Consider the following 22138-nt stretch of genomic DNA (forward strand, 5'->3'; position numbering starts at 1 on the left):
AAGCGCTCACCGTGAGTCCGATTGGAACGCCTTCAAAATCTGCTCGGCCGCAAGGGTGGCGGTGAGCTCTCCCAGCCGGACCTTCTCTTCGAGAGAAGGAGTAAGAGAACGCACTGCGGTGCTCTCACGCACCTGTCGCCACAGTTCGTCGCGGACCATCATCCAGGTCCATTCGACCTGCTGGCGCCGACGGCGTTCGTCCAGTTCCCCGGCGTCGGTCAGGGTCCTGCGGTGTTCCAGCACTCGGGACCACAACTCGTCGAGACCGGTTCCGGTGAGACCCGAGCACGTGAGCACCGGCGGGTGCCACAGCGCGTCCGGCGGGCGCAGGAGCTTCAGCGCCCCGGCCAGTTCGCGTGCGGCCTTGCGGGCGTCCAGCTCGTGCTCGCCGTCGGCCTTGTTGACCGCGATGACGTCCGCGAGCTCCAGGATGCCCTTCTTGATGCCCTGCAGTTGGTCGCCGGTGCGCGCGAGGGTCAGGAACAGCGAGCAGTCCGTCATGTTGGCGACGGCCACCTCGGACTGTCCGACGCCGACCGTCTCGACCAGCACCACGTCGAAGCCCGCGGCCTCGACCAGCACGATCGTCTCGCGGGTGGCCTGCGCGACGCCGCCGAGCGTTCCCGACGTCGGAGAGGGCCGGATGAACGCCTTCTCGTTCACCGACAGCCGCTGCATCCGCGTCTTGTCGCCCAGGATGCTGCCGCCGGTGCGCGTCGAGGACGGGTCGACGGCGAGCACCGCGACCCGGTGCCCCTGCTCGGTCAGCATGGTGCCGAGTGCGTCGATGAACGTCGACTTGCCCACGCCGGGCACGCCCGTGATGCCGACCCGGATCGCGTCGCCCGACTTCGGCAACAGCTCGACCAGCAGCTCCTGGGCCTTGGCCCGGTGGTCCGCACGCGTCGACTCGACCAGCGTGATCGCTTTCGCGAGCACACCGCGGTTGCCGTCGAGGACGCCCTTGGTGTACTCGGCGACGTCGACCGCCCTAGCCATGGTGCCCGAGCTGATCCGCGAGCTTCACCAGCAGGTCCTTGGCCGCGTCCGCGATCACCGTGCCGGGCGGGAAGATCGCCGACGCACCCGCCGCGTACAGCTCGTCGAAGTCCTGCGGCGGGATGACGCCGCCGACGACGATCATGATGTCCTCGCGACCGAGGTTGGCGAGCTCTTCTTTGAGTGCGGGCACCAGCGTGAGGTGGCCGGCGGCCAGCGAGGACACGCCGACGATGTGCACGTCGGCCTCGACGGCTTGGCGGGCGACCTCGTCCGGCGTCTGGAACAGCGGGCCGACGTCGACGTCGAAGCCGAGGTCCGCGAACGCCGTGGCGATGACCTTCTGGCCGCGGTCGTGCCCGTCCTGGCCCATCTTCGCGACCAGGATGCGGGGACGGCGGCCTTCTTCCTCCGCGAACGCCTCGACGACCTCGCGGCAGGCGTCCACGTTGGACACTGAGCCGACCTCCTGCCGGTACACGCCGGAAATGGTCCGGATCTGCGCGCTGTGCCGGCCCCACACCTTGCCCAGCGCCTCGGAGATCTCGCCGACGGTGGCCTTGGCGCGGGCGGCGTCGATCGCCAGCTCCAGCAGGTTGCCCTCGCCGCTCGCCGCCTTGGTCAGGGCCTCCAGCGCACCGTCCACTGCGGACTGGTCGCGTTCCTCCCTGAGCCTGCGGAGCTTCTCGAGCTGCTGGACGCGGACGCCGGCGTTGTCGACCTTGAGGACCTCGATCTTCTCGTCGGTGTCCACCAGGTACTTGTTGACGCCGATGACGGGCTGGCGTCCGGAGTCGATGCGCGCCTGCGTGCGGGCGGCGGCCTCTTCGATGCGCAGCTTCGGGATGCCCTCGTCGATCGCGCGGGCCATGCCGCCCGCCTTCTCGACCTCGGTGATGTGCTCCCAGGCCTTCGCGGCGAGCTCGGCGGTGAGGCGTTCGACGTAGGCGCTGCCGCCCCACGGGTCGATCACGCGCGTCGTGCCGGATTCCTGTTGCAGGAGGAGCTGGGTGTTGCGGGCGATGCGCGCGGAGAAGTCGGTCGGGAGCGCGAGGGCTTCGTCGAGTGCGTTGGTGTGCAACGACTGCGTGTGTCCCTGCGTCGCCGCCATCGCCTCGACGCACGTGCGCGCGACGTTGTTGAACACGTCCTGCGCGGTCAGCGACCAGCCGGAGGTCTGGCAGTGCGTGCGCAGGCTGAGCGACTTCTGGCTCTTCGGCTCGAAGTCGTTGACCAGCTTCGCCCAGAGCAGGCGCGCGGCCCGCATCTTGGCGATCTCCATGAAGTAGTTCATGCCGATCGCCCAGAAGAAGCTCAGGCGCGGCGCGAACTTGTCGACGTCGAGCCCCGCCGCCCGGCCGGCGCGGATGTACTCGACGCCGTCCGCGAGCGTGTACGCCAGCTCCAGGTCGGCCGTCGCCCCGGCCTCCTGCATGTGGTAGCCGGAGATCGAGATGGAGTTGAACTTCGGCATGTGCTGGGAGGTGTAGCTGAAGATGTCGGAGATGATCCGCATCGACGGCCGCGGCGGGTAGATGTAGGTGTTGCGGACCATGAACTCCTTGAGGATGTCGTTCTGGATCGTCCCCATGAGCTGCTCCGGCTTCACCCCCTGCTCCTCCGCCGCCACCACGAACAGCGCGAGGATCGGCAGCACCGCGCCGTTCATCGTCATCGACACGGACATCTTGTCCAGCGGGATGCCGTCGAACAGCGTGCGCATGTCGTAGATCGAGTCGATCGCGACACCGGCCATGCCGACGTCACCGGCGACGCGCGGGTGGTCCGAGTCGTAACCGCGGTGGGTGGCGAGGTCGAAGGCGACGCTCAGACCCTTCTGCCCGGCGGCGAGGTTGCGGCGGTAGAAGGCGTTCGACTCCTCGGCCGTCGAGAAACCCGCGTACTGGCGCACGGTCCACGGCTGGTTGACGTACATCGTCGGGTACGGGCCGCGCAGGAACGGCGCGATGCCGGGGTAGGTCCGCAGGAAGTCGAGACCCTCCACATCGGACGGACCGTAGACCGGCTTGACCGCGATGCCCTCGGGCGTCTCCCACGACGGCAGGTCCGTCTCGTACTTCGCCTGCGGGAGAGGGCCGAGGTCGATGTCCGCGAAGTTGGGGATCATCGCTCCACTCCCAGGAACTCGAAGGTGCTGTTCAGGATTTCCAGCGCCGGGCAACCCGCGAAGACGAAGCCGTCCACTGCCGCGTCGGTCTTCTTGCCTGCCAGGAGTACCCGCTCGGCACCGGCCTGACGCAGCGCCTCGACGGTGGCGACGGCGTGCTCGGCATAGCTCGCCTCGCTGCCGCACAGGACCGCGACCTTGGCGCCGGACTCCTTGAACTTCTGCGCCACTTCCTCGGCGGTCCTGGTCGGGCCCGCGTTCGGGGTGGCGAAACCGCCGGCGTTGAAGAGGTTCGCGGCGAAGGTGGCCCTGGCGGTGTGGGCGGCGACCGGGCCGAGGGTGGCCAGGAAGACCTGCGGGCGTTCGGGCTGGGCGTCGGCGAGGTCGCGCAACTCTTCGAAGGCCTGTGCATAACGGACCCTCGGCAGCCCAAAATTGTCAGACCTGGTTGAGAAGATTGGGATGGGGGGTGCGTCCCCCCAGGGGGCCTGCGAATCGGAATCGATTCCGGGGGCGGGGTCGCGGACCACGGGCTTCTCGGCGAGGTTCGGGAACTCGCTCACCCCCGTGATCGGGTCGCTGCGATCCGCGAGCCGAGCCGACCGGGCAGCCCAGGTGGCGGCGATCCGAGAGGCGACCAGCGATCCGGCCGAGTCGATCCCACCGGCCCGTTCGATCTCCTGGAACCAGGCCCAGGCCTCGACGGCGAGAGCGTCCGTCAGCTTCTCGACGTACCAGGACCCTGCGGCCGGGTCGATCACCTCACCGAGGTGCGACTCCTCCAGCAGCAGGTTCTGCGTGTTGCGCGCGACGCGCCGGGCGAACTCGTCCGGCAGCCCGATGGCCGCGTCGAACGGCTGCACGGTCACCGCATCGGCTCCACCGAGACCGGCGGCCAGCGTGGCGACGGTCGTGCGCAGCATGTTCACCCACGGGTCGCGGCGGGTCATCATCGCCGACGACGTCACCGCGTGCTGGACCTGCACGGTCTCGACACCGGACACCTCGGCGACCCGTGCCCACAGCCGGCGCGCGGCCCGCAGCTTGGCGATCGTCATGAACTGGTCGGCCGTCGCGGCGTACCGGAACTCCAGCTGGGCGAAGGCCTCCGCGTCCGAGAGTCCGGCGTCGGTCAGCGCCCGCAGGTACGACACCGCCAGCGCGAGAGAGGCGCCCAGTTCCTCGGAGTCGGAGCCGCCTGCGTCGTGGAACGGCAACGCGTTCACCACGACGGTCCGCAGGCCCGGGAACTGTGAGCGCGCCTGCTTGATGACGTCGAGAGCTTCACCCGAAGGTGTCAGAGCCAGGTTGCCGCGCACGTCGGCGGCCAGCACCGGCGCCTGGTCGTAGATCCGCAGCATCGCGCGCGCGGCCTCGACGGAACCGTCGAGCACGATCGGCGCGAGGTCGAGGTAGACGCCGTCCAGCAGGCGCTCCAGCGACGAGGCCGGCACGGCGAGCCACAGCGAGGTGACGCCGCCCTCCAGGTCGTTCATGAGCGCGACCGGGTCGGGGACGGCGTGGCGCTGGCGGACGTCCCAGCCCTGCTTCACCGGGGCGAGCGCGTACGGCTCCAGGGCGTCGTCGAGGGTGTAGAGCGGCTGGAGTTCGATGCCGTCGTACGTCTTCGTGACCAGCGAGTCGAAGCTCGCACCGGTCTTGGAGAGGACAGCGTCGACCAGCTCACGCCATTGCTCCCTCGAAGCGGCGGGGAACTCGTTCGGGCGGAATTCGGCGGGCAAGGCCAACTCCATCATGCGTTGCAGTGTTACCGACCGGTACGTGCACGGCTATGTGAGGTTCACCGCCGTTAACGATGCAGTCAGTGTGTCAGGAACAATCGAGGCGTGGAAAAGGCTGACCTGAAGCGCCTGATCGCGGAGCGGTATCAGTTGCTGCACGTGCTCGGCCAAGGCTCCATGGGCACGGTGTGGGCCGCCCGCGACGAGGTGCTGGGCAGGCAGGTGGCCGTGAAGGGCATCCTGCACACCCCGGGCATGCCCGATGTGGAGGCCGCGCAGCTGCGCGAACGGACCATGCGCGAGGCGCGTGCGGTCGCCGCGTTGTCCCACCCGAACCTCGTGACGCTCTACGACGTCGTCCAGCACGACGGCGACCCGTACGTGGTGATGGAGCTGGTGCCGTCGCGCAGTCTCGGCGAGGTGCTGCAGGAGCAGGGCTGCCTCACCGAGAAGCAGGGCGCGGCCGTGCTGGACGCGATCGCGGCGGCGCTGGAGTCCGCGCACCGGGCCGGCATCACGCATCGGGACGTGAAGCCCGGCAACGTGCTCATCGCCGACGACGGGCGGGTCAAGCTCACCGACTTCGGCATCGCGCGCAACGTCGCCGAGGCCACCATGACCGCGCGCGGCATCACGCTCGGCACGCCCGCCTACATCGCGCCCGAGGTGGCGCAGGGCGGTGACGTGTCGGCGGCCGCGGACAGGTGGTCGCTGGGCGCCACGATGTGGGCCGCGATGGCCGGCGAGCCGCCGTACGTGGGCAAGAACGTCATGCAGACGATCAACGCGGTGATCAACGGCGACGTGCCGGTGCCGGCCGGTGCCGGCCGGCTCGCGCCGGTGATCAGCGGGTTGATGCGCAAGGAGCCGACCGAACGCCTGTCGCTCGTCGACGTGCGCAAGCAGGTCTACCCGCTGCTGCCGGAGCCCGGCACGGACGCGTTCGAGGTCCGCGCGGCGGTGCAGCCGCCGATCGTCGTGCGGCCCAAGCCCAAGATCGAGCCGGACGCGCCGCTCGCCGACGACCCCGGCCCGCTGCCGTTCCTCGTCACGAAGCCGCTCGGTCCCCCTCGGCGGCGAGGGCGGTTGACCTCGGCGTTGGTGCTGGTCGTGGCCGTGCTGCTGTTCGTGGCGGGGTCCGGCGGTGGTTTCGTGCTGACCAGGCTCGCCGCGGGTGCCTCGCTGCTGCCGCCCACCGAGCAGACGCTGCCGACCCTGCCGACGCTGCCCACGTCGGCGACGCTGCAACCCCGCACCGCGTCGGCCGTGCTGGCCAACGGCGACCAGGGCGGCAAGTTCACGCTGCACGTCGAGCAGAGCTGGACGACCTACGCCGAGCAGCGGTCCGGCGACCAGCGGCTGCCTGCCTCGGCGATGGTGCACTTCGTGTCCGGCAGCGGCGCGTACGAGGTGACGGTGCAGCGGTTCCCCGAGTACTACCCGAAGCGCGACATCAAGGTGTACGTCGCCGGGGTGCAGGGGCGCTGGCCCGGCAGGTTCTTCGGTGGCGAGATGGTGCCGACGCCGGACCTGGCGGGGCCGCACAGCGAGCCCAGCGTCCAGTTCATCTACCGGACGGTCGAGGGTGACGAACCCAACGCGCTGCGCAGGACGCACTTCTCGCGCGTGCTGCCGTACGGCACCGACCTGTGGGTGATCGAGGTCGTGGTGCCGACCGAGCAGGAGGACGAGGCGCGCGTGCGGCTGTTCGACGCCATCGCCTCGACGTTCGCACCGGTGTGAGCCGTCTCCCCCGGACAGACCCTCAGGACACGGCTTAAGCTCTCGCGGTGACTCCAGAAGAGGTGGCCGGCAAGGCCGCGGAAGAGATCCAGAGCCGCACCGGCAACACGAAGCACGACATCGCCATCGTGCTCGGCTCGGGCTGGCGACCCGCCGCCGACGTGATCGGCGAGCCGGTCACCGAGATCCCGGTGGGCGAGCTGACGGGCTTCGAGGCGCCGACCGCGCTCGGCCACGGCGGCACCATCCGTTCCGTCGAGGTCGGTGACAAGAAGGTCCTCGTCGTTCTCGGCCGCACCCACGGCTACGAGGGCAAGGGCGTCCAGAAGGTCGTGCACGCCGTGCGCGCCGTCGCCGCCGCGGGCGTGTCCACGGTCGTGCTGACCAACGCGGCCGGTGGCCTGCGGCAGGGCATGGCCGTCGGGCAGCCAGTGCTGATCTCCGACCACCTGAACCTGACGGCGGTGTCTCCGCTGGTCGGCGCGCGGTTCGTCGACCTCACGGACCTGTACTCGCCGCGGCTGCGCAAGGTCGCGCAGGAGATCGACCCGTCGCTGGAGGAGGGCGTGTACGCGGGGCTTCCCGGCCCGCACTTCGAGACGCCCGCCGAGATCCGGATGCTGCGCACGATGGGCGCGGACCTGGTCGGCATGTCGACGGTGCACGAGGCGATCGCCGCGCGTGCCGAGGGCGTCGAGGTGTTCGGCCTGTCGCTGGTCACGAACCTCGCGGCGGGCATCACCGGTGAGCCGCTGAACCACCAGGAGGTGCTGGAGGCCGGCGCCGCCGCGGCTCAGCGCATGGGCACGCTGCTGCGTGAGCTGGTGGACAGGGCATGAGCCTGACGCCGGCACTGCGTGACGCGACGTTCCGGTGGATCGCTGACGACCCGTCCGACGCGACTCGCGCCGAGTTGCAGGGCGTGTTGGCGCGGGCGATGGGCGGCGATGCCGCTGCGGTGGAAGACCTCCAGGACCGCATGGCCGGTCCGCTGACGTTCGGCACCGCCGGACTGCGCGGGCCGGTGCGGGCGGGCACGAACGGCATGAACGTGGCCACGGTCGTCCGCACGACGGCCGGGCTGGCGTCGTGGCTCGGCGCATCTGGTCTGGTGTTCGTCGGGCGCGACGCGCGGCACGGCTCGGAGGAGTTCGCCACCGCCGCCGCCGAGGTGATGGCGGCGGCCGGGTTCGACGTGCGGGTGCTGCCGGGGCCGTTGCCCACGCCGGTGCTGGCGTACCTGGTGCGCGCACATGGTGCGGTGGCGGGGATCCAGATCACCGCGTCGCACAACCCGCCCGCGGACAACGGGTACAAGCTCTACCTGGCCGGTGGTTCGCAGATCGTGCCGCCCTCGGACGGCGAGATCGAGAAGGCGATCGAGGCGGTGCCGGCCGCGGTCTCCGTGCCGCGCAACGTCACGTACACCACCGTGGCGGACGCCGAGGTCGACGCGTACCTGGAGCGGGTCGCGTCGTTGCCGCGCGGGAACTCCCGGTCGCTGAAGATCGCACTGACGCCGATGCACGGCGTGGGTGGCGCGTTCGCCGTCGAAGCGTTGCGGCGCGCGGGTTTCACCGACGTGCACGTGGTGCGGTCGCAGGCGGTGCCGGACCCGGACTTCCCGACCGTCGTGTTCCCGAACCCCGAGGAGCCCGGCGCGTCCGACGAGCTGCTTTCCCTTGCGGCGTCGGTGGACGCGGACCTCGCCATCGCGCTGGACCCGGACGCGGACCGGTGCGCGCTGGGCGTCAAGGACGGCGAGACGTGGCGGATGCTGCGCGGTGACGAGACGGGCGTGCTGCTCGGCTCGCTCGTGTTGTCGACGACCGAGTCCACGGATCCGTTGGTGGCGACGACGATCGTGTCGTCGTCGCTGCTGAAGTCGATCGCGGCCGCGCACGGTGCCCGGTACGCGGAGACGCTGACGGGCTTCAAGTGGCTGGCACGCGCGGGCGAGGGCCTGGTGTTCGCCTACGAGGAAGCGCTCGGCAACTGCGTCGACCCGGAGCACGTGGCCGACAAGGACGGCATCTCGGCCGCGGTCGTCGCCGCCGACCTGGCCGCCGGGCTGAAGGCGTCCGGTCGCACGTTGCTGGACGCGCTGGACCAGCTCGCGGTGGACCACGGCCTGCACCTGACCGACCAGGTCTCCTTGCGGTACACCGATCTGAGCCTGATCGGCGCGACGATGGCGCGGCTGCGCGCCGACCCGCCGGCGGACTTCGCGTCCGAGGACCTGCTGCCCGGCGCGGACGTGCTGCGCTGGACGGCTGACGGTGTGCGCGTGATCGTGCGCCCGTCCGGCACCGAGCCGAAGCTCAAGGCGTACCTGGAAGTCGTCCAGCCGGTCACGGACGGACTGGAGTCCGCCCGTGCGTCAGGCCAGGCCCGGCTGACTGAACTGCGGGAACGGGTGACCGGGCTCGTCAGCTAGCGGATGTCGCGAGCGCGATCGCCAGCGCGATCGCGGCCAGGGCGAAACTCCCGCCGACCACGAGGTACGCCCTTCTGGTCGGCGGGGCCACCGCGTTGCGGCGTCCCTCGGTGACCGCCGCGACGGCGATCCGGCCGAAGATGTACGCGATCGTGCAGAGCCCCACGCCAAGTCCGAACAACATCGTGTTGATGTCCCACGGGCTGTGGTCGAACCCCGGCCACACCGACGCGAACAGAGGCCCGATCCCGATCATCCCGATGCTGACGGCAAGGCCGAAACCCCAGGTGATGCGGCGCTGACGAGGACTGGTGTGCATTAGGGCGGTGGTCTTCATGGTCCCTCCTGTGTACACCCTTCAGGACGTGCTTCCGGCTGCGGGGTTCCGTTTGTTCAGCAACAGGAACGCCTGCGGCCCGCCTTCGTCCACACCCTTCTGACGTTGCAGCCGTGCCACTTCGTTGAACCCGGCTTCGGTCGCGATGGTCACGGTTTCGTCGAGGTCGTGCCAGTGGACGTGGAGGTCCACGTCGTGGCCGTACGCGTGGGTGAGGTGCCCCTTCCGGTCACCCAGTTTGAAGGCGTGCAACAGGTGACCGCCGGGCTTGAGGACCCGGTGGAACTCCCGCCACGGCACCTCGCTCGCCGGCATGTGGACCGTGGAGTACCAGACGACGGCGCCACCGAGGCTGTCGTCCGCGAGGTCCAGCCTCGTCATGTCGCCCTGGGTGAACGTGAGGTGCGGGTACAGCTTTCTCGCCTGGTCGAGCATGCCGTCGGACAGGTCGACGCCGAACACGTCCAGACCCAGTTCGTGCAGGTGCTGCGTGATGCGGCCGGTACCGCAGCCGATGTCGCCCACGGGGCCCGCGGTGAGCTCGGCGAACGCGCGCATGATCGCGGCGTCGAGCGGGCGGCCGTCGTGCGCGTCCGGGAGGAGCCGGGCGTAGCTGGCGGCGACGATGTCGTAGGAGGCGCGGGTCATGGTCATCTATGTTGCCGCCCATGGACTACACCCGGCGTGATCTCGCGCGTCTGCAAGTACCACCAACTCTTGATCGAATCGTCGTCAACTACAGCCAACCTGCTCGCTGTTCGCCGACCCCGCTTCCGTTCCGGTAAGTCCGGTCAACGCTGTTGGCGGCAGGAAAGTGCCTGTTGATGTTGAGTTGGTGGTACTTGCAGACGCCATCACGGCCAGGCGAGGAGGAGCTGACCCCGACTTCGAGTGGTACCAAGAGCGGTCATGAGGCTGCTTCTCGTCCACCACACGCCGTCGCCCGCCCTCCAGGCGATGTTCGAGGCCGTGGTCGCCGGCGCGTCCACCCCCGAGATCGAGGGCGTCGACCTCGTCCGCAGGGCCGCGTTGTCCACAACCGCTGTGGATGTCCTGGAGGCCGACGGCTACCTGCTGGGCACGCCCGCGAACCTCGGCTACATGAGCGGTGCGCTGAAGCACTTCTTCGACACCGTCTACTACCCGTGTCTCGACTCCACGCGTGGCAGGCCGTTCGGGCTTTATGTGCACGGCAACAACGACACGACCGGGGCGGTGCGCAGCGTGGAGACCGCCACGACCGGGTTGGGCTGGGAGAAGGCGGCGCAGCACGTGGTCGTCACGGGCGAGCCGTCAAAGGCCGAGCTTGAGGCGTGCTGGGAGCTCGGAGCCACTGTCGCGGCCCAGTTGTCCACATGAACCCAGAGTTGTCCACAGCCTCTTGTCCCCAACCTGTGGACAACCCTGGGGATACATTCGAACGTATGTTCTAGCGGCCGATCGAGCTCATGTCGGGGTACCGGTCTCCGGCCACCGCCGACGCCGGCACGGCGGCCTCGATGGCGGCCAGGTCGGCCTCCGACAGCTCCAGCGAGGCCGCCGCCACGTTCTCCTCCAGGTACTTGATCCGCTTGGTCCCCGGGATCGGCACGACGTCCGAACCGCGGTGCTGGACCCAGGCCAGCGCGAGCTGACCGGCGGTCACGCCGCGGTCCGCCGCCAGGGCGCGCAGCGCCTCCACCATCTTGAGGTTCGCGTCGAGGTTCGATCCGGTGAACCGCGGCTGCGCGACGCCGCGGAAGTCCCCGGCGCCGAAGTCGGCGGACGACGCGAAGCGGCCGGTCAGCACGCCACGGCCCAGCGGTGAGTACGGCACGAGGCCGATGCCCAGCTCACGGGCGGTGGGCACGATCTCCGCCTCGATGTCGCGCGACCACAGCGACCACTCGCTCTGCAGCGCCGTGATCGGGTGGACGGCGTGGGCGCGGCGCAACGTCTGGGCGCCTGCCTCGGACAGGCCGAGGAAGCGCACCTTGCCCTCGGTGACCAGCTCGGCCATCGCGCCGACCGTCTCCTCGATGGGCGTGTCCGCCGGCACGCGGTGCAGGTAGTACAGGTCGATCACGTCGGTGCCGAGCCTCTTCAGCGAGCCCTCGACCGACGACCGCACGTACTCGCGGTCGCCGCGCACGCCACGACGTTCGCCGTCGCGCACGATGCCGAACTTCGTGGCCAGCACGACGTCGGAACGGCGGCCCGCGATCGCGCGGCCCACCAGCTCCTCGTTCAGGTGAGGCCCGTACATGTCGGCCGTGTCGAGCAGGGTGACGCCGAGCTCCAGGGCCCGGTGGATCACCGCGACCGACTCCGCCTCGTCGCCGGCGCCGTAGAACTCCGACATTCCCATGCAGCCGAGGCCCTGCGGCCCGACCTGCAACGATCCCAATGAACGGCTCACGCCGTCGCCTCCAAGTCACGCTCGACCACCGCGTAGTGGTCGATCTTGTAGTCGAGCACTTCCAGGCACGTCTGCAGCTCCGCGATGCGGGCGCGGACGTCGTTGCGGTGCTCGACGAGGATCTGCTTGCGGCGGCCTGCCGTCAGGTCGCCGCGGTGCCTGAGCTGCGCGAACTCGCGCATCATGCGAATCGGCATGCCGGTCGTGCGCAGGCGCGTCACGAAGGCCAGCCAGCCGAGGTCGTCCTCCGAGTAGCTGCGACGCCCGCCCGAGTCCCGTGCGGGCGGGTCGACGAGCCCGATTCGTTCGTAGTAGCGCAAGGTGTCGATGGACAACCCACTGCGCTGCGCGGCTTGGGCTATCGAGTAACTCACGGGCTCGACGCTATGACCTGGAGTGCACTCTAGGTCAAGCGGAATCCTTCGAGATGCCCCACGCTTCGAGATGGCCGGCCATCTCCGGCACGTCGATCTTGTCGCGGCCGAGGGAGCGGACGAGGTCCAGCGCGTCGTCCTCGTCGGCGTCGATCCAGTAGCCGTTGATGTCGCACATCGTGACGGCGGCGACCCAGGCGAGCCGCCAGTTGCCCTCCACGAGAGGGCGGGTCCGGACGATCGAGTCGAGCAGGGCGGAGGACTTCAGCCACAGCGTGTCGTAAGCCTCCACGCCGAGCACGGTCGCGCGGGGACGGTAAGCCGCCGTGTCCAGCAGGCCGATGTCCCGGACGAGCAGATCGCCACCGGTCACGGCCGTGGCCAGCACCAACAGGTCCCCGGCGTCGAGGTAGGAGATCACGGCATCCAGTTGATCACAGAGGTCTGACAGTTTCAGGAAGATCCGAGCCTATCCAAAAGACCTCGGTACTTGGGCAGGACTCGCCCGAGCACCTCGCCGAGCTTCTCCTCCTGCTGCATGCGCTGGTAACGGTCCGCGATCGCGAGCCGCACGACCTCCTGCTTGGAGCGCCCCTCGGACTGCGCCAGTTCGGCGAGCCGCAGGTTCTCCTCCTCGGTCAACCGCAAGGTCATCGCCATGGAGTGACGGTATCAACCTGATACCACTCAGGCCAGCGGCCGTTAGGATTGCGTGATGCCCAGGCCCAAGACCCACGACGACGCTCTGCGACGGCGGCTGCTCGAACGGGCGGGCGAGTTGCTCAGCACCGAGGGCCCCGCCGCGGTGAGCCTGCGCAAGATCGCCACCGACGTCAACACCTCGACTACGGCGGTCTATTCCCTCTTCGGCGGAAAACCAGCGTTGCTCGAGGCGCTCTACGAGGAGGCGTTCACCCAGTTCGGGACGAGCCTCGCCGCGGTGCCGGTCACCGACGACCCCGCGGAGGACCTCCTGCAGATCGGGCTCGCGTACCGGCGCAGCGCGTTGCGAGACCCGCAGTTCTACTCGGTGCTGTACTCGAAGGTCGTCGAGCACACGTCGGAGATGAGCCGCGCGGCGGGCAGGACGTTCGCGCCGGTGATCAACGCGGTGCGGCGCGCGGTGGAGCAGGGGGTCTACCTCGCGGAGGATCCCGAGCAGATCGCGATGTCCATGTGGGGCATCGCGCACGGCCTGGTGAGCCTGGAGCTCAACGGGAACCTGCCGCCGGGCGTCGACGCGGCCGCCACCTACGAACTGGCGTTGCGCGCGCACGGCAGGGGTTGGCGCACGGATCCGGGAAAATCCCTTTGAACACCACGGAATCCGGGGAGGCGGCCGCCGCGAAACCTCCCCGGACCCGCTGAACTGTCCGGTTAGGACAGTCCGTCTCTGTGGTGCGGCCTTACTTCAGGGCTCCGTCGAGCGCCTTGATCAGTTCACCCTGCGGCGTGTCACCGTCGAGCGACCAGATCATCGCGCCACCGAGCCTGCGGTCGTTGATGTAGCGGGCCTTCCGCTTCATCTCGGTCGCGTCGTCGTAGGTCCACCAGGTCTTGCCGTCGTAGATCCACGCGAAGCCGGCCTTCTCGTCGCGGTAGATCTTGTAGGTGTTGCCGGGCTCGGAGAGCTTCGCCTTGATGCGGTGGAAGTCCTCGTAACCGGCCTCGTACTTGGCGGGCGCCGGCACACCGGTGCCGAACAGACCGTTGCGGGTGCCGGGGGCGACGCCGTCCCAGCCGCGGCCGTAGAACGGCACGCCGAGCACGGCCTTCGACCGCGGGGCACCACGCGAAAGCCACGCGTTGACCGTCACCTCGGAGCTGAACTCGAACTCCGACGGGTCACCCTTCGGCACCCGCAGCGCGGACTGCTGGTTCGCCGGGGCGTCCCAGGCACCGTGGTAGTCGTAGCCCTGCAGAGTGCCGAAAGTGAGGTAGCAGAACACCTTCGAGACCTCGAAGCCCGCATCGACCTGCTTGGGGTCGGCCGGCAGGAACGCGGTCAGGTCCCGGTTCCAGCCCATCTGCCTGCGGTACTCGGCGAGCAGCTTGGTGAAGTTCTGCTTGTCCTCGGGACGCACGACGTTGGGCGGCGCCATGTTGCCGTTGCTGGCGGGCCACTCCCAGTCGAGGTCGATGCCGTCGAAGACGCCCTTGGCGGCACCTTCCGGCAGGCCGGGCAGGTTGCCCTTGATCCACATGTCGGTGCACGACTTGACGTGCGCGGCGCGCGACTCGGGCGTCAGCGCGGCGTTCGAGAAGTAGCGCGAGCCCGTCCAGCCGCCGAGCGAGATGTTGATCCTCAGCTTGGGGTACTTGGCCTTGAGCTGCTTGAGCTGGTTCAGGTTGCCGGCCAGGACCTGGCCGGCCTCGTCCGCCTTGCCGCTCACGGACTGCTCGGCGGTGTGCGGCATCTGCCAGTCCGCCCACGGGTCGGCGCTGACGCACTTGCCCGCCTCGTCGAGGAAACCGAAGGCGTAGTTCAGGTGCGTGAGCCGCGCGGCGGCCCCGCTGTCCACGAGGTTCTTGACCCGGAAGTTCCGGTCGTACACGCCCCACTGGATGAAGTACCCGACGGTGCGGGTCTTCGAGTAACCGTGGTGCCCATTGGTCTCGACGTCGGCGTTCGCGGGCGCAACGGCCAGCGACGCGGACAGGGCGCCGACCGCGAGAGCGGCGACACCCCATCTCCGTCTGGACATGAGTCTCCTAGTTCGTTCGCGGCAGCGGCGATGTGTGGTCCACAGCACGATAGGCCTGAGGTCTAGACCACTGCTACGTCCGATCGGAGGTATGTCCTAAACCGCCCCGTACAGACGGTCACCGGCGTCGCCCAGCCCGGGAACGATGAAGCCGGAGTCGTTCAGCCTCTCGTCCACCGAGGCCGTGACGAGACGGCACGGCAGCTTCGAGTCCTCGAGGTGGTTGATCCCCTCGGGCGCCGCGAGCACGCAGATCGCCGTCACGTCGGTCGCGCCGCGCTGGGTCAGCAGGCGGATCGTGTACGCCATCGACCCGCCGGTGGCGAGCATCGGGTCGAGCACGAACACAGGGCGTCCGGCGAGGTTCTCCGGCAACGACTCCATGTACGGCGTCGGCTGCAACGTCTCCTCGTCGCGTGCCAGGCCCACGAAGCCCATCTGGGCGTCCGGGATCAGCTTGTGCGCCTGGTCCGCCATGCCGAGCCCGGCGCGCAGCACGGGAACGAGCAACGGCGGGTTTGCGAGCTTGTAGCCGGTGGTACGAGCTACCGGGGTGTGCGTGCGGTCCTCCTTCAGCGGCGCCTCGCGCATCGCCTCGTAGACCAGCATCACGGTCAGTTCCTGCAGCGCGGCACGGAATGCCGCGTTGTCCGTGCGCGCATCACGCATCGTTGTGAGTCTCGCCTTGGCGAGTGGATGATCGACGACCAGGACGTCCATGCTCGACACCGTAACCGCTGGGAGGAGCTAGGGGTGTTCGAAGAGATCTACCGCGAGGCACGTCAGCGCGTCGTCGGCCTGACGATGGGCCTGAGCGCCGGCGAGCTGGGGCGAACCGTGCCCGCCTGTCCTGAGTGGACCGTGCACCAGGTGGTCGCTCACCTGTCCGGCGCGGCCTCGGATCTGGTCAGCGGACGCATGGAGGGAGCGCCGTCGGACGAGTGGACGGCGCGGCACGTCGCCGAGCGCGAGAACGTCCCGGTGGAGGAACTGCTGGAGGAGTGGAACGTCGCCGGCGACAAGATCGGCGAGATGCCCCGCATCCCGTTCCAGCTGGCGATGGACACGATCACGCACGAGGCCGACCTGCGCGCGGCGCTCGGCCGCGAGCGCCTGCCGGACACCGTCTGGCAGCCGACGCTGGTGTGGATGACGCCGCGCAGGCTGACCGGCGTGACGGTGAAGACCGAGTTCGGCGACCTGGGCGACGGCCCGATCACGCTGGAGGTCGAGGGCTACGAACTCTGGCGCGCGTTCTTCGGCCGGCGCTCGCGGCGCCAGATGGAGTCGTGGAACTGGTCCGGCCCCGCCCCGATCGACGCGATCCCGTTCTTCCCGCCGCGAGAGAGCGACCTTGTGGAGTAAACGCCGTTAACTGAAGAGGTGTAGGGTCGGCCGCGTGACAGACCACGTGCGCATCGGAGTGCTCGGCGCGTCCATGATCGCGCCGTCCGCCGTCATCCGCCCGGCCCGCTCCTCGACGGTCGCCGAAGTGGTCGCGGTCGCCGCGCGCTCGGCCGCCAGGGCAAAGGCGTTCGCCGACAAGCACGGCATCGCACGCGTGCACGGCTCGTACGAGGAGCTGCTGGCCGACCCGGCGGTCGACGCCGTCTACAACCCGCTGCCCAACGGCCTGCACGGCAAGTGGACGCTGGCCGCGCTGGAGGCGGGCAAGCACGTGCTGTGCGAGAAGCCGTTCACCGCGAACGCCGACGAGGCCGCGTCCGTCGCCAAGGCCGCCAACGCGTCCGGCCTGGTGGTGATGGAGGCGTTCCACTACCGCTACCACCCGCTGGCGATCCGCGTCGCCGAGATCATCAAGTCCGGGGTGCTCGGCCCGTTGCGGCACGTCGAGGCCTCGGTCTGCTTCCCGCTGCCGATGTTCTCCAACATCCGCTACGACTACTCGCTCGCGGGCGGCGCGATGATGGACGCCGGCTGCTACGCCGTGCACATGGCACGGCTGCTGGGCGATGAGGAACCCGAGGTGCGGTCGGCGAAAGCGTTGCTGCGCGGGCCTTCCATCGACCGCGCGATGCGCGCCTCATTGCGTTTCCCCTCCGGCCACACGGGTTCCGTGCACGCCTCGCTGTGGTCGGCGACGGTGCTCAAGCTGTCGATGAAGGCGATCGGCGAGAACGGCACGCTGAGCGTCCTCAACCCGCTCGGCCCGCACGCGATGCACCGGTTGTCGTTGAAGCTCAAGGACAAGAAGTCGACGGAGACGTTCGGCAAACGCCCGACGTACGCCTACCAGCTCGACGCGTTCACCGGCGCCGTGCTGCACGGCAAGCCGTTCCCGACGACCGCGGACGACGCGGTGAAGAACATGACGGTGATCGACTCGATCTACCGGGCGGCCGGGCTGCCGCTGCGCCAGCCGACTCCGTGAAGCGTCCGATGACCACCTGATCAGGGGGCCGGACAACCCGATCCGGGCGTCAAGAATCGACAAAGCGACTCCGAAAAGTCTCGTAGCCAGTTGAGACGCGGAGGTACGAACGGTGACGATCGAACAGAAGCCCGTCCAGCAGTTGTGTGAATCCCCGCTGGTCATCCTGGGTGTTTCGGCGTCACTCGCCGTGTTGATCGGCGTGCTTCCGCTGACGTGGGGCTACAGCCCGGCCCTCGCGGCGGCGGTCGCCGCACTCCTCGTGATCGCTTTCGCGATCACCATCAAGTACGCACCGAACCGCAAGTGAGAGCTTTAGACTCGATCGGGTGAGCGACGAGCTGGTACCGGCTGACCAGAGTCATCTGCGCGCCTCCGACGCGGACCGGGAACGGATCGCGCAGGTGCTGCACCAGGCGACCGCCGAAGGCCGCCTCGACATCCACGAGCTGGACGAGCGGCTCGGGGCGGTCTACGCCGCGAAGACGTACGGCGAGCTCATCCCCATCACCGCGGACCTGGTGCTGAGCGGCCTGCCGCAGACCCCCGCCGTGCCGCAGTACCAGCCGGCGGTGAGCGACCGCATCGGCGGCGAGCCGGGCAGCGCGGTGTCGGTGGCCTTCTGGTCGGGCGTCAACCGCAAGGGCGGCTGGGTCGTCCCCCGGATGCACAACGCCGTCGCGATCATGGGCGGCATCGAGATCGACCTGACGCACGCCAACTTCGCCGAGGCCGAGGTGACGATCAGCTGCTTCGCGTTCTGGGGCGGCGTGGAGATCCGGGTGCCCGACGACATCAACGTCAAGGTCGACGGGTTCGGGTTCATGGGCGCGTTCGAGGAGCGGGTGCCGAGCCGCCGGCACATCCCCGGCGCGCCGACCGTGCGGATCACGGGCCTGGCGATCATGGGTGGCGTCGAGGTGAAGGGCCCGAAGAGGAAGAAGTCGAGCATCCTGCGCGAACTGCTCGACTGATGCTGCTGGCCGAGTTCGTGGAACTGGCGGAGATGGCCGGTGCGCGCATCTGGCTCAAGATGGACGGCGAACGCGCCACCCACCGGTGGACCGTGATCATCTCCAGTGCTCAGGCCGACTTCCGGCACCGGCGTGACGTCAACCGCCTCGACCACGTGCTCAAGATCGTGCGTGACGAGCTGGCGAAGCTGCCGGGCGACTGGTCCTGGCTGCACGAACCGATCGACGACCTGAACGAGGTCGCGGAGTTCTACGAGGAACGCGGCAGGGCCGGGGAGATCGTCATCATCGACCGGCCTGAACTGCTGCTCTGAAGAACGACTTCCGCTGGGCGGCGTAGCCGGTTAACCTCCGGCGTCCGCTCGCCTCTCCCCCGCGAAGGTCATGACGACTCCCTCTGACAGACCCGTGTTCGTTGATCCGAGTGGCCGCCGCCGCAAGGTGATGCGCATCGCCATGGGCGCAGTCGCCGTCGGTGTGCTGGCCTACCTGGTACTTCTCGTCGTCGCGCTCGCCGGTGGCCCGGTGAACCCGACGACCCTGCTGCCCATCCCCGAGGCAGCCGAGCCCGCCGTCACGACCACGACGGACACCCCTGCTTCGTCACCCGAAGCAACATCGTTGCCACGCAACGAAACCACCACCACGCCACCGGCCACCACCACGACACCTCCCGTGGCGACCACCACCGCGGCGACCACCACGGCCGAGAACGGCAACAAGCGGACCGATCCGCCGGGTGCGTCGAACCGGCCGAGCGAGCCCGGTCAGGGCAAGCCGTGAGGCCTCAGCCGCGCGCCCACTGGGTGCTGCTGGCGTTGAGCATGGTGGTGCTGCTCGGCGCGTTGTTGCTGGACACGTTCGTGGTCGGCCGCATCGGTCAGGGCGCCCAGCCCACGGCGGGGCCTTCCGGGACCGTGCCGGAGACCGTGCACCAGGGCGGTCCGCTGGTCGGTGACACGGGCTCCGGGCTCAGCTCGCGCTCGACGCCGGACCGCACGGTGGTGCTGACGTTCGACGACGGGCCCGACCCCGAGTGGACGCCGAAGGTCCTCGACGTGCTGCGGCGCAACGAGGTCAAGGCCACCTTCTTCGTGACCGGCGCGAACGCCGCGCAGCACCAGGACGTGCTGGAACGCGTCCACGCCGAGGGCCACGAGGTGGGGCTGCACACCTTCACCCACGTCGACCTGGGCAAGGTCGGCGACACCCGCGCCCGCGTCGAACTGGGGCAGACCGGGCTCGTCGTGGCCGGCGGCACCGGCGAGTTCAGCCGGCTCGTGCGGCCGCCGTACTCGAACCGGCCGGACGCGGTCGACGACGAGGACCTGGTCGGCATCGAGCGGATCACGACGGCCGGCAACCTCGTGCTGCTCTCCGACCTCGACAGCGAGGACTGGCGCACGCCCGGCGCGGACGCCATCGCCGCGAACTCCACGCCGAAGGACGACAAGGGCGCCGTGGTGCTGATGCACGACGGCGGTGGTGACCGGTCGCAAACCGTTGCGGCACTGGAGAAGCTGATCCCGAGCTTGAAGGAGCGCGGGTTCGCGTTCCAGACGGCCCGTGACGCGTTCGGCGTGTCGCACTCCCGTCCGGCGACGGCGACCGAACGCGCCGAGGGCACCGCCGTGTCGCTCGCGGTGCGGTTCTCGCGGTTCGTCACGGAGCTGCTGACGTGGCTCGTCGTGATCTCCAGCGTGCTGGCGCTCGCCCGCGCGGCGGTGCTGCTGGTGACGACCGCGATCCACGCGCGGCGCAAGCCGGGCAAGCACGCGCCGCGGTTGCGGCCGCAGATGGTGACGGTCCTGGTCCCTGCGTACAACGAGGAAGCCGGCGTCGAGGCGACCGTCCGCACGATCCTGTCCAGCACCTGGCCGGTGCACGTGATCGTGATCGACGACGGCTCGACCGACCGCACGTCCGAGGTGGTCCAGAGCCTGCGCCTGCCCAACGTCTCGCTGGTGCGCCAGCGCAACGCGGGCAAGGCGGCGGCGCTCAACACCGGTCTGCGGCACACCCGCACCGAGCTCGTCGTGATGGTCGACGGCGACACGGTGCTGGAACCGGAGACCGTCGGGAACCTCGTGCAGCCCTTCGCCGACCACGAGGTGGGCGCGGTGTCGGGCAACGCCAAGGTGGGCAACAGGTCCGGCCTGCTCGGGCGCTGGCAGCACATCGAGTACGTGATCGGCTTCAACCTCGACCGGCGGATGTACGACGTCATGCAGTGCATGCCGACGGTGCCGGGCGCGGTCGGCGGTTTCCGGGTGGAGGCGTTGCGCGAGGTCGGCGGCGTCCCGGAGGACACGCTGGCAGAGGACACCGACCTGACGATGGCCCTGGAACGGGCCGGGTGGTCGGCGGTCTACGAGGAGTCGGCGCGGGCCTGGACGGAGGCGCCGGCCAGCCTCGGGCAGCTGTGGCGGCAGCGTTATCGCTGGTGCTACGGCACGTTGCAGGCGATGTGGAAGCACCGCGGCGCGATCTTCGAACGCGGCCTCGGCGGCAAGCTCGGCCGCCGCGCGCTGCCGTACCTCTTCCTCTACCAGGTGGCGTTGCCGGTGCTCGCCCCCGCGATCGACGTGTTCGCGGTGCTGAGCCTGTGGACCGATCCGGTGGCCGGCGCGTTCGCGTGGCTCGGGTTCCTCGCGCTGCAGCTGATCCCCGCGGTGATCGCGTTCCGGCTCGACGGCGAGCGGCTGCGGCCGCTGTGGGCCGTGGCGCTGCAACCGATCGTCTACCGGCAGCTCATGTACCTGGTCGTGATCCAGTCCGTGATCACCGCGCTGGCCGGTGCGGTGCTGCCGTGGCAGAAGCTCAAACGCACGGGCAGCGCCGCCCAGGACGCACCGGAAATCGACGAGCGAACTGTGCCGCTCAACCGTGTTGACCTGCAGAAATCGCCTCACTTAGGACGGGCGTCCCATTCCGCTTAGACTCCAGGACATGGCTGCTCCAACGACACTGCCGTCGGCCCTGGCTGACGCCGTGCGCGACGAATCGTCGCTGCGGCGTTTCCTGCACGGGCTCCCCGGCGTCGACCAGGTCGGCGTCGAGCAACGCTCCGCGGGCCTCGGCACGCGGAGCATCAAGAAGGCCTCCAAGCTGCACGCCATCGACCTGGCGATCAGCATGGTCGACCTCACCACGCTCGAAGGCGCCGACACCCACGGCAAGGTGCGCTCGCTCGCCGCGAAGGCCCGCAGGCCCGACCCCGACCGGCCGGACGTGCCGAAGGTCGCGGCGGTCTGCGTGTACCCGGACATGGTGAAGACGGCGGCCGACGACCTGGTGGGCACCGGCATCAACGTCGCCAGCGTCGCGACCGCGTTCCCCAGCGGGCGCAGCACGATGGACATCAAGCTGGCCGACACCCGGTTCGCCGTCGAGCAGGGCGCGTCCGAGGTCGACATGGTGATCGACCGCGGTGCGTTCCTCAGTGGCCGCTACGGGCAGGTGTTCGAGGAGATCGTCAAGATCAAGGAGGCCTGCGGGGACGCGCACCTCAAGGTCATCCTCGAGACCGGCGAGCTCGTGACGTACGACAACGTGCGCCGCGCGTCGTGGCTCGCGCTGCTGGCCGGTGGCGACTTCATCAAGACGTCGACCGGCAAGGTGCAGCCCGCCGCGACGCTGCCGGTGACGCACGTGATGCTGCAGGCCGTGCGGGACTGGAAGGACCAGACCGGTGAGCTGCGCGGGGTCAAGCCCGCCGGTGGCATCCGCACGACCAAGGACGCGATCAAGTACCTGGTGGCCGTGCACGAGGTAGCCGGTCCGGAGTGGCTCGACCCGAACCTGTTCCGGTTCGGCGCGTCGACGTTGCTCAACGACCTGCTCATGCAGCGTCGGACCCAGTTGGACGGCCACTACAGCGGCCCGGACTACGTGACGGTGGACTGAAGA

The 22138-nt window shown here is 69.3% G+C and carries 24 protein-coding genes; 13 read left to right on the forward strand and 11 right to left on the reverse strand.

Annotated features, from left to right (window positions below):
• Positions 1 to 6 precede the first annotated feature (6 nt).
• From meaB to SK571_RS21305, 3 genes are read right to left on the reverse strand one after another with little or no spacing between them, the layout of a single operon-like run.
• Entirely contained in the window at positions 7 to 999 is a 993-nt protein-coding gene (gene meaB, locus SK571_RS21295) for a methylmalonyl Co-A mutase-associated GTPase MeaB (RefSeq protein ID WP_319985847.1), read from the reverse strand.
• Positions 992 to 3127: a methylmalonyl-CoA mutase gene (gene scpA, locus SK571_RS21300; protein WP_319985848.1), complete on the reverse strand. Its 2136-nt coding sequence runs from the start codon at positions 3125 to 3127 to the stop codon at positions 992 to 994. Before scpA ends, meaB begins: the two co-directional genes overlap by 8 nt.
• Positions 3124 to 4884: a methylmalonyl-CoA mutase family protein gene (locus SK571_RS21305; protein WP_319985849.1), complete on the reverse strand. Its 1761-nt coding sequence runs from the start codon at positions 4882 to 4884 to the stop codon at positions 3124 to 3126. The genes scpA and SK571_RS21305 overlap by 4 nt, the downstream gene beginning before the upstream one ends.
• Positions 4885 to 4974: 90 nt before the next feature.
• Here SK571_RS21305 and SK571_RS21310 point away from each other — a divergent pair, with 90 nt between their 5' ends.
• From SK571_RS21310 to SK571_RS21320, 3 genes are read left to right on the forward strand one after another with little or no spacing between them, the layout of a single operon-like run.
• Positions 4975 to 6612: a serine/threonine-protein kinase gene (locus SK571_RS21310; protein ID WP_319985850.1), complete on the forward strand. Its 1638-nt coding sequence runs from the start codon at positions 4975 to 4977 to the stop codon at positions 6610 to 6612.
• Positions 6613 to 6659: 47 nt separating this feature from the next.
• Positions 6660 to 7451, forward strand: a complete 792-nt coding sequence (locus tag SK571_RS21315) for a purine-nucleoside phosphorylase (RefSeq protein WP_319985851.1) — start codon at positions 6660 to 6662, stop codon at positions 7449 to 7451.
• Positions 7448 to 9049, forward strand: coding sequence for a phospho-sugar mutase (locus SK571_RS21320; RefSeq protein WP_319985852.1), 1602 nt, complete (start codon positions 7448 to 7450; stop codon positions 9047 to 9049). Before SK571_RS21315 ends, SK571_RS21320 begins: the two co-directional genes overlap by 4 nt.
• On the opposite strand, the gene SK571_RS21325 is transcribed toward SK571_RS21320, so the two are convergent.
• Together SK571_RS21325 and SK571_RS21330 are read right to left on the reverse strand one after the other, a co-directional pair.
• A complete protein-coding gene (locus SK571_RS21325) occupies positions 9042 to 9386 on the reverse strand; it encodes a hypothetical protein (protein ID WP_319985853.1) in 345 nt (114 codons plus the stop codon). The two genes, SK571_RS21320 and SK571_RS21325, sit on opposite strands and share 8 nt — an antisense overlap.
• A 21-nt stretch (positions 9387 to 9407) precedes the next feature.
• A complete protein-coding gene (locus SK571_RS21330) occupies positions 9408 to 10034 on the reverse strand; it encodes a class I SAM-dependent methyltransferase (protein WP_319985854.1) in 627 nt (208 codons plus the stop codon).
• 261 nt (positions 10035 to 10295) lie between these two features.
• Here SK571_RS21330 and SK571_RS21335 point away from each other — a divergent pair, with 261 nt between their 5' ends.
• Complete coding sequence (locus SK571_RS21335) at positions 10296 to 10745, forward strand: flavodoxin family protein (RefSeq protein ID WP_319985855.1); 450 nt, start codon at positions 10296 to 10298, stop codon at positions 10743 to 10745.
• Positions 10746 to 10815: 70 nt separating this feature from the next.
• Here the strand turns inward: SK571_RS21335 and SK571_RS21340 are convergent, their stop codons facing one another.
• From SK571_RS21340 to SK571_RS21355, 4 genes are read right to left on the reverse strand one after another with little or no spacing between them, the layout of a single operon-like run.
• The gene (locus SK571_RS21340) at positions 10816 to 11733 is read right to left on the reverse strand and encodes an aldo/keto reductase (RefSeq protein WP_319986032.1); all 918 of its coding nucleotides are present in this window, start codon (positions 11731 to 11733) and stop codon (positions 10816 to 10818) included.
• A gap of 47 nt (positions 11734 to 11780) precedes the next feature.
• Complete coding sequence (locus SK571_RS21345) at positions 11781 to 12158, reverse strand: MerR family transcriptional regulator (protein WP_266039213.1); 378 nt, start codon at positions 12156 to 12158, stop codon at positions 11781 to 11783.
• Between the two features lie 34 nt (positions 12159 to 12192).
• Complete coding sequence (locus tag SK571_RS21350) at positions 12193 to 12579, reverse strand: type II toxin-antitoxin system death-on-curing family toxin (protein WP_266039215.1); 387 nt, start codon at positions 12577 to 12579, stop codon at positions 12193 to 12195.
• 32 nt (positions 12580 to 12611) lie between these two features.
• Positions 12612 to 12818, reverse strand: a complete 207-nt coding sequence (locus SK571_RS21355) for a ribbon-helix-helix protein, CopG family (RefSeq protein ID WP_030478506.1) — start codon at positions 12816 to 12818, stop codon at positions 12612 to 12614.
• A 55-nt stretch (positions 12819 to 12873) separates the two neighbouring features.
• Between SK571_RS21355 and SK571_RS21360 the strand changes: the two genes are divergently transcribed.
• Positions 12874 to 13473 (forward strand): TetR/AcrR family transcriptional regulator, encoded by a 600-nt coding sequence (locus SK571_RS21360; protein ID WP_319985856.1) that lies wholly within the window; start codon positions 12874 to 12876, stop codon positions 13471 to 13473.
• A gap of 91 nt (positions 13474 to 13564) precedes the next feature.
• On the opposite strand, the gene SK571_RS21365 is transcribed toward SK571_RS21360, so the two are convergent.
• Positions 13565 to 14863, reverse strand: coding sequence for a glycoside hydrolase family 18 protein (locus tag SK571_RS21365; protein WP_319985857.1), 1299 nt, complete (start codon positions 14861 to 14863; stop codon positions 13565 to 13567).
• 96 nt (positions 14864 to 14959) lie between these two features.
• The gene (upp, locus tag SK571_RS21370) at positions 14960 to 15583 is read right to left on the reverse strand and encodes a uracil phosphoribosyltransferase (protein WP_266039222.1); all 624 of its coding nucleotides are present in this window, start codon (positions 15581 to 15583) and stop codon (positions 14960 to 14962) included.
• A 33-nt stretch (positions 15584 to 15616) separates the two neighbouring features.
• Here upp and SK571_RS21375 point away from each other — a divergent pair, with 33 nt between their 5' ends.
• The 8 genes from SK571_RS21375 to deoC all read left to right on the forward strand — a co-directional run bounded on the left by SK571_RS21375 (position 15617) and on the right by deoC (position 22135).
• Positions 15617 to 16228 carry a maleylpyruvate isomerase N-terminal domain-containing protein gene (locus SK571_RS21375; protein WP_319985858.1) on the forward strand — a complete coding sequence of 204 codons (612 nt, stop codon included), beginning with the start codon at positions 15617 to 15619 and terminating at the stop codon, positions 16226 to 16228.
• A 34-nt stretch (positions 16229 to 16262) separates the two neighbouring features.
• Positions 16263 to 17255, forward strand: a complete 993-nt coding sequence (locus SK571_RS21380; RefSeq protein ID WP_319985859.1) for a Gfo/Idh/MocA family protein — start codon at positions 16263 to 16265, stop codon at positions 17253 to 17255.
• 112 nt (positions 17256 to 17367) lie between these two features.
• Positions 17368 to 17565, forward strand: coding sequence for a hypothetical protein (locus SK571_RS21385; protein ID WP_319985860.1), 198 nt, complete (start codon positions 17368 to 17370; stop codon positions 17563 to 17565).
• A gap of 19 nt (positions 17566 to 17584) precedes the next feature.
• Complete coding sequence (locus SK571_RS21390) at positions 17585 to 18229, forward strand: DUF1707 SHOCT-like domain-containing protein (RefSeq protein ID WP_266039227.1); 645 nt, start codon at positions 17585 to 17587, stop codon at positions 18227 to 18229.
• Positions 18229 to 18543 carry a hypothetical protein gene (locus tag SK571_RS21395; protein ID WP_319985861.1) on the forward strand — a complete coding sequence of 105 codons (315 nt, stop codon included), beginning with the start codon at positions 18229 to 18231 and terminating at the stop codon, positions 18541 to 18543. The genes SK571_RS21390 and SK571_RS21395 overlap by 1 nt, the downstream gene beginning before the upstream one ends.
• 130 nt (positions 18544 to 18673) lie before the next feature.
• Positions 18674 to 19012, forward strand: a complete 339-nt coding sequence (locus SK571_RS21400) for a hypothetical protein (RefSeq protein ID WP_319985862.1) — start codon at positions 18674 to 18676, stop codon at positions 19010 to 19012.
• On the forward strand, positions 19009 to 21168 hold the full coding sequence (locus SK571_RS21405) for a bifunctional polysaccharide deacetylase/glycosyltransferase family 2 protein (RefSeq protein ID WP_319985863.1): 2160 nt from the start codon (positions 19009 to 19011) through the stop codon (positions 21166 to 21168). Before SK571_RS21400 ends, SK571_RS21405 begins: the two co-directional genes overlap by 4 nt.
• 10 nt (positions 21169 to 21178) lie before the next feature.
• Positions 21179 to 22135: a deoxyribose-phosphate aldolase gene (gene deoC / locus SK571_RS21410; protein WP_319985864.1), complete on the forward strand. Its 957-nt coding sequence runs from the start codon at positions 21179 to 21181 to the stop codon at positions 22133 to 22135.
• Positions 22136 to 22138 lie beyond the last annotated feature (3 nt).

This window comes from Lentzea kristufekii (assembly GCF_033949925.1).
GTDB lineage: Bacteria > Actinomycetota > Actinomycetes > Mycobacteriales > Pseudonocardiaceae > Lentzea > Lentzea kristufekii.

Bases quoted from the DNA above. Each gene is read 5' to 3' on its own strand.
- SK571_RS21400 (WP_319985862.1), top strand. From the start codon at position 18,674: ATGCGCATCGCCATGGGCGCAGTCGCCGTCGGTGTGCTGGCCTACCTG.
- SK571_RS21360 (WP_319985856.1), top strand. From the start codon at position 12,874: ATGCCCAGGCCCAAGACCCACGACGACGCTCTGCGACGGCGGCTGCTC.
- SK571_RS21365 (WP_319985857.1), bottom strand. From the start codon at position 14,863: ATGTCCAGACGGAGATGGGGTGTCGCCGCTCTCGCGGTCGGCGCCCTG.
- meaB (WP_319985847.1), bottom strand. From the start codon at position 999: ATGGCTAGGGCGGTCGACGTCGCCGAGTACACCAAGGGCGTCCTCGAC.
- SK571_RS21335 (WP_319985855.1), top strand. From the start codon at position 10,296: ATGAGGCTGCTTCTCGTCCACCACACGCCGTCGCCCGCCCTCCAGGCG.
- SK571_RS21305 (WP_319985849.1), bottom strand. From the start codon at position 4,884: ATGATGGAGTTGGCCTTGCCCGCCGAATTCCGCCCGAACGAGTTCCCC.
- SK571_RS21330 (WP_319985854.1), bottom strand. From the start codon at position 10,034: ATGACCCGCGCCTCCTACGACATCGTCGCCGCCAGCTACGCCCGGCTC.
- SK571_RS21340 (WP_319986032.1), bottom strand. From the start codon at position 11,733: ATGGGAATGTCGGAGTTCTACGGCGCCGGCGACGAGGCGGAGTCGGTC.
- deoC (WP_319985864.1), top strand. From the start codon at position 21,179: ATGGCTGCTCCAACGACACTGCCGTCGGCCCTGGCTGACGCCGTGCGC.
- upp (WP_266039222.1), bottom strand. From the start codon at position 15,583: ATGGACGTCCTGGTCGTCGATCATCCACTCGCCAAGGCGAGACTCACA.
- SK571_RS21320 (WP_319985852.1), top strand. From the start codon at position 7,448: ATGAGCCTGACGCCGGCACTGCGTGACGCGACGTTCCGGTGGATCGCT.
- SK571_RS21355 (WP_030478506.1), bottom strand. From the start codon at position 12,818: ATGGCGATGACCTTGCGGTTGACCGAGGAGGAGAACCTGCGGCTCGCC.
- SK571_RS21395 (WP_319985861.1), top strand. From the start codon at position 18,229: ATGCTGCTGGCCGAGTTCGTGGAACTGGCGGAGATGGCCGGTGCGCGC.
- SK571_RS21325 (WP_319985853.1), bottom strand. From the start codon at position 9,386: ATGAAGACCACCGCCCTAATGCACACCAGTCCTCGTCAGCGCCGCATC.
- scpA (WP_319985848.1), bottom strand. From the start codon at position 3,127: ATGATCCCCAACTTCGCGGACATCGACCTCGGCCCTCTCCCGCAGGCG.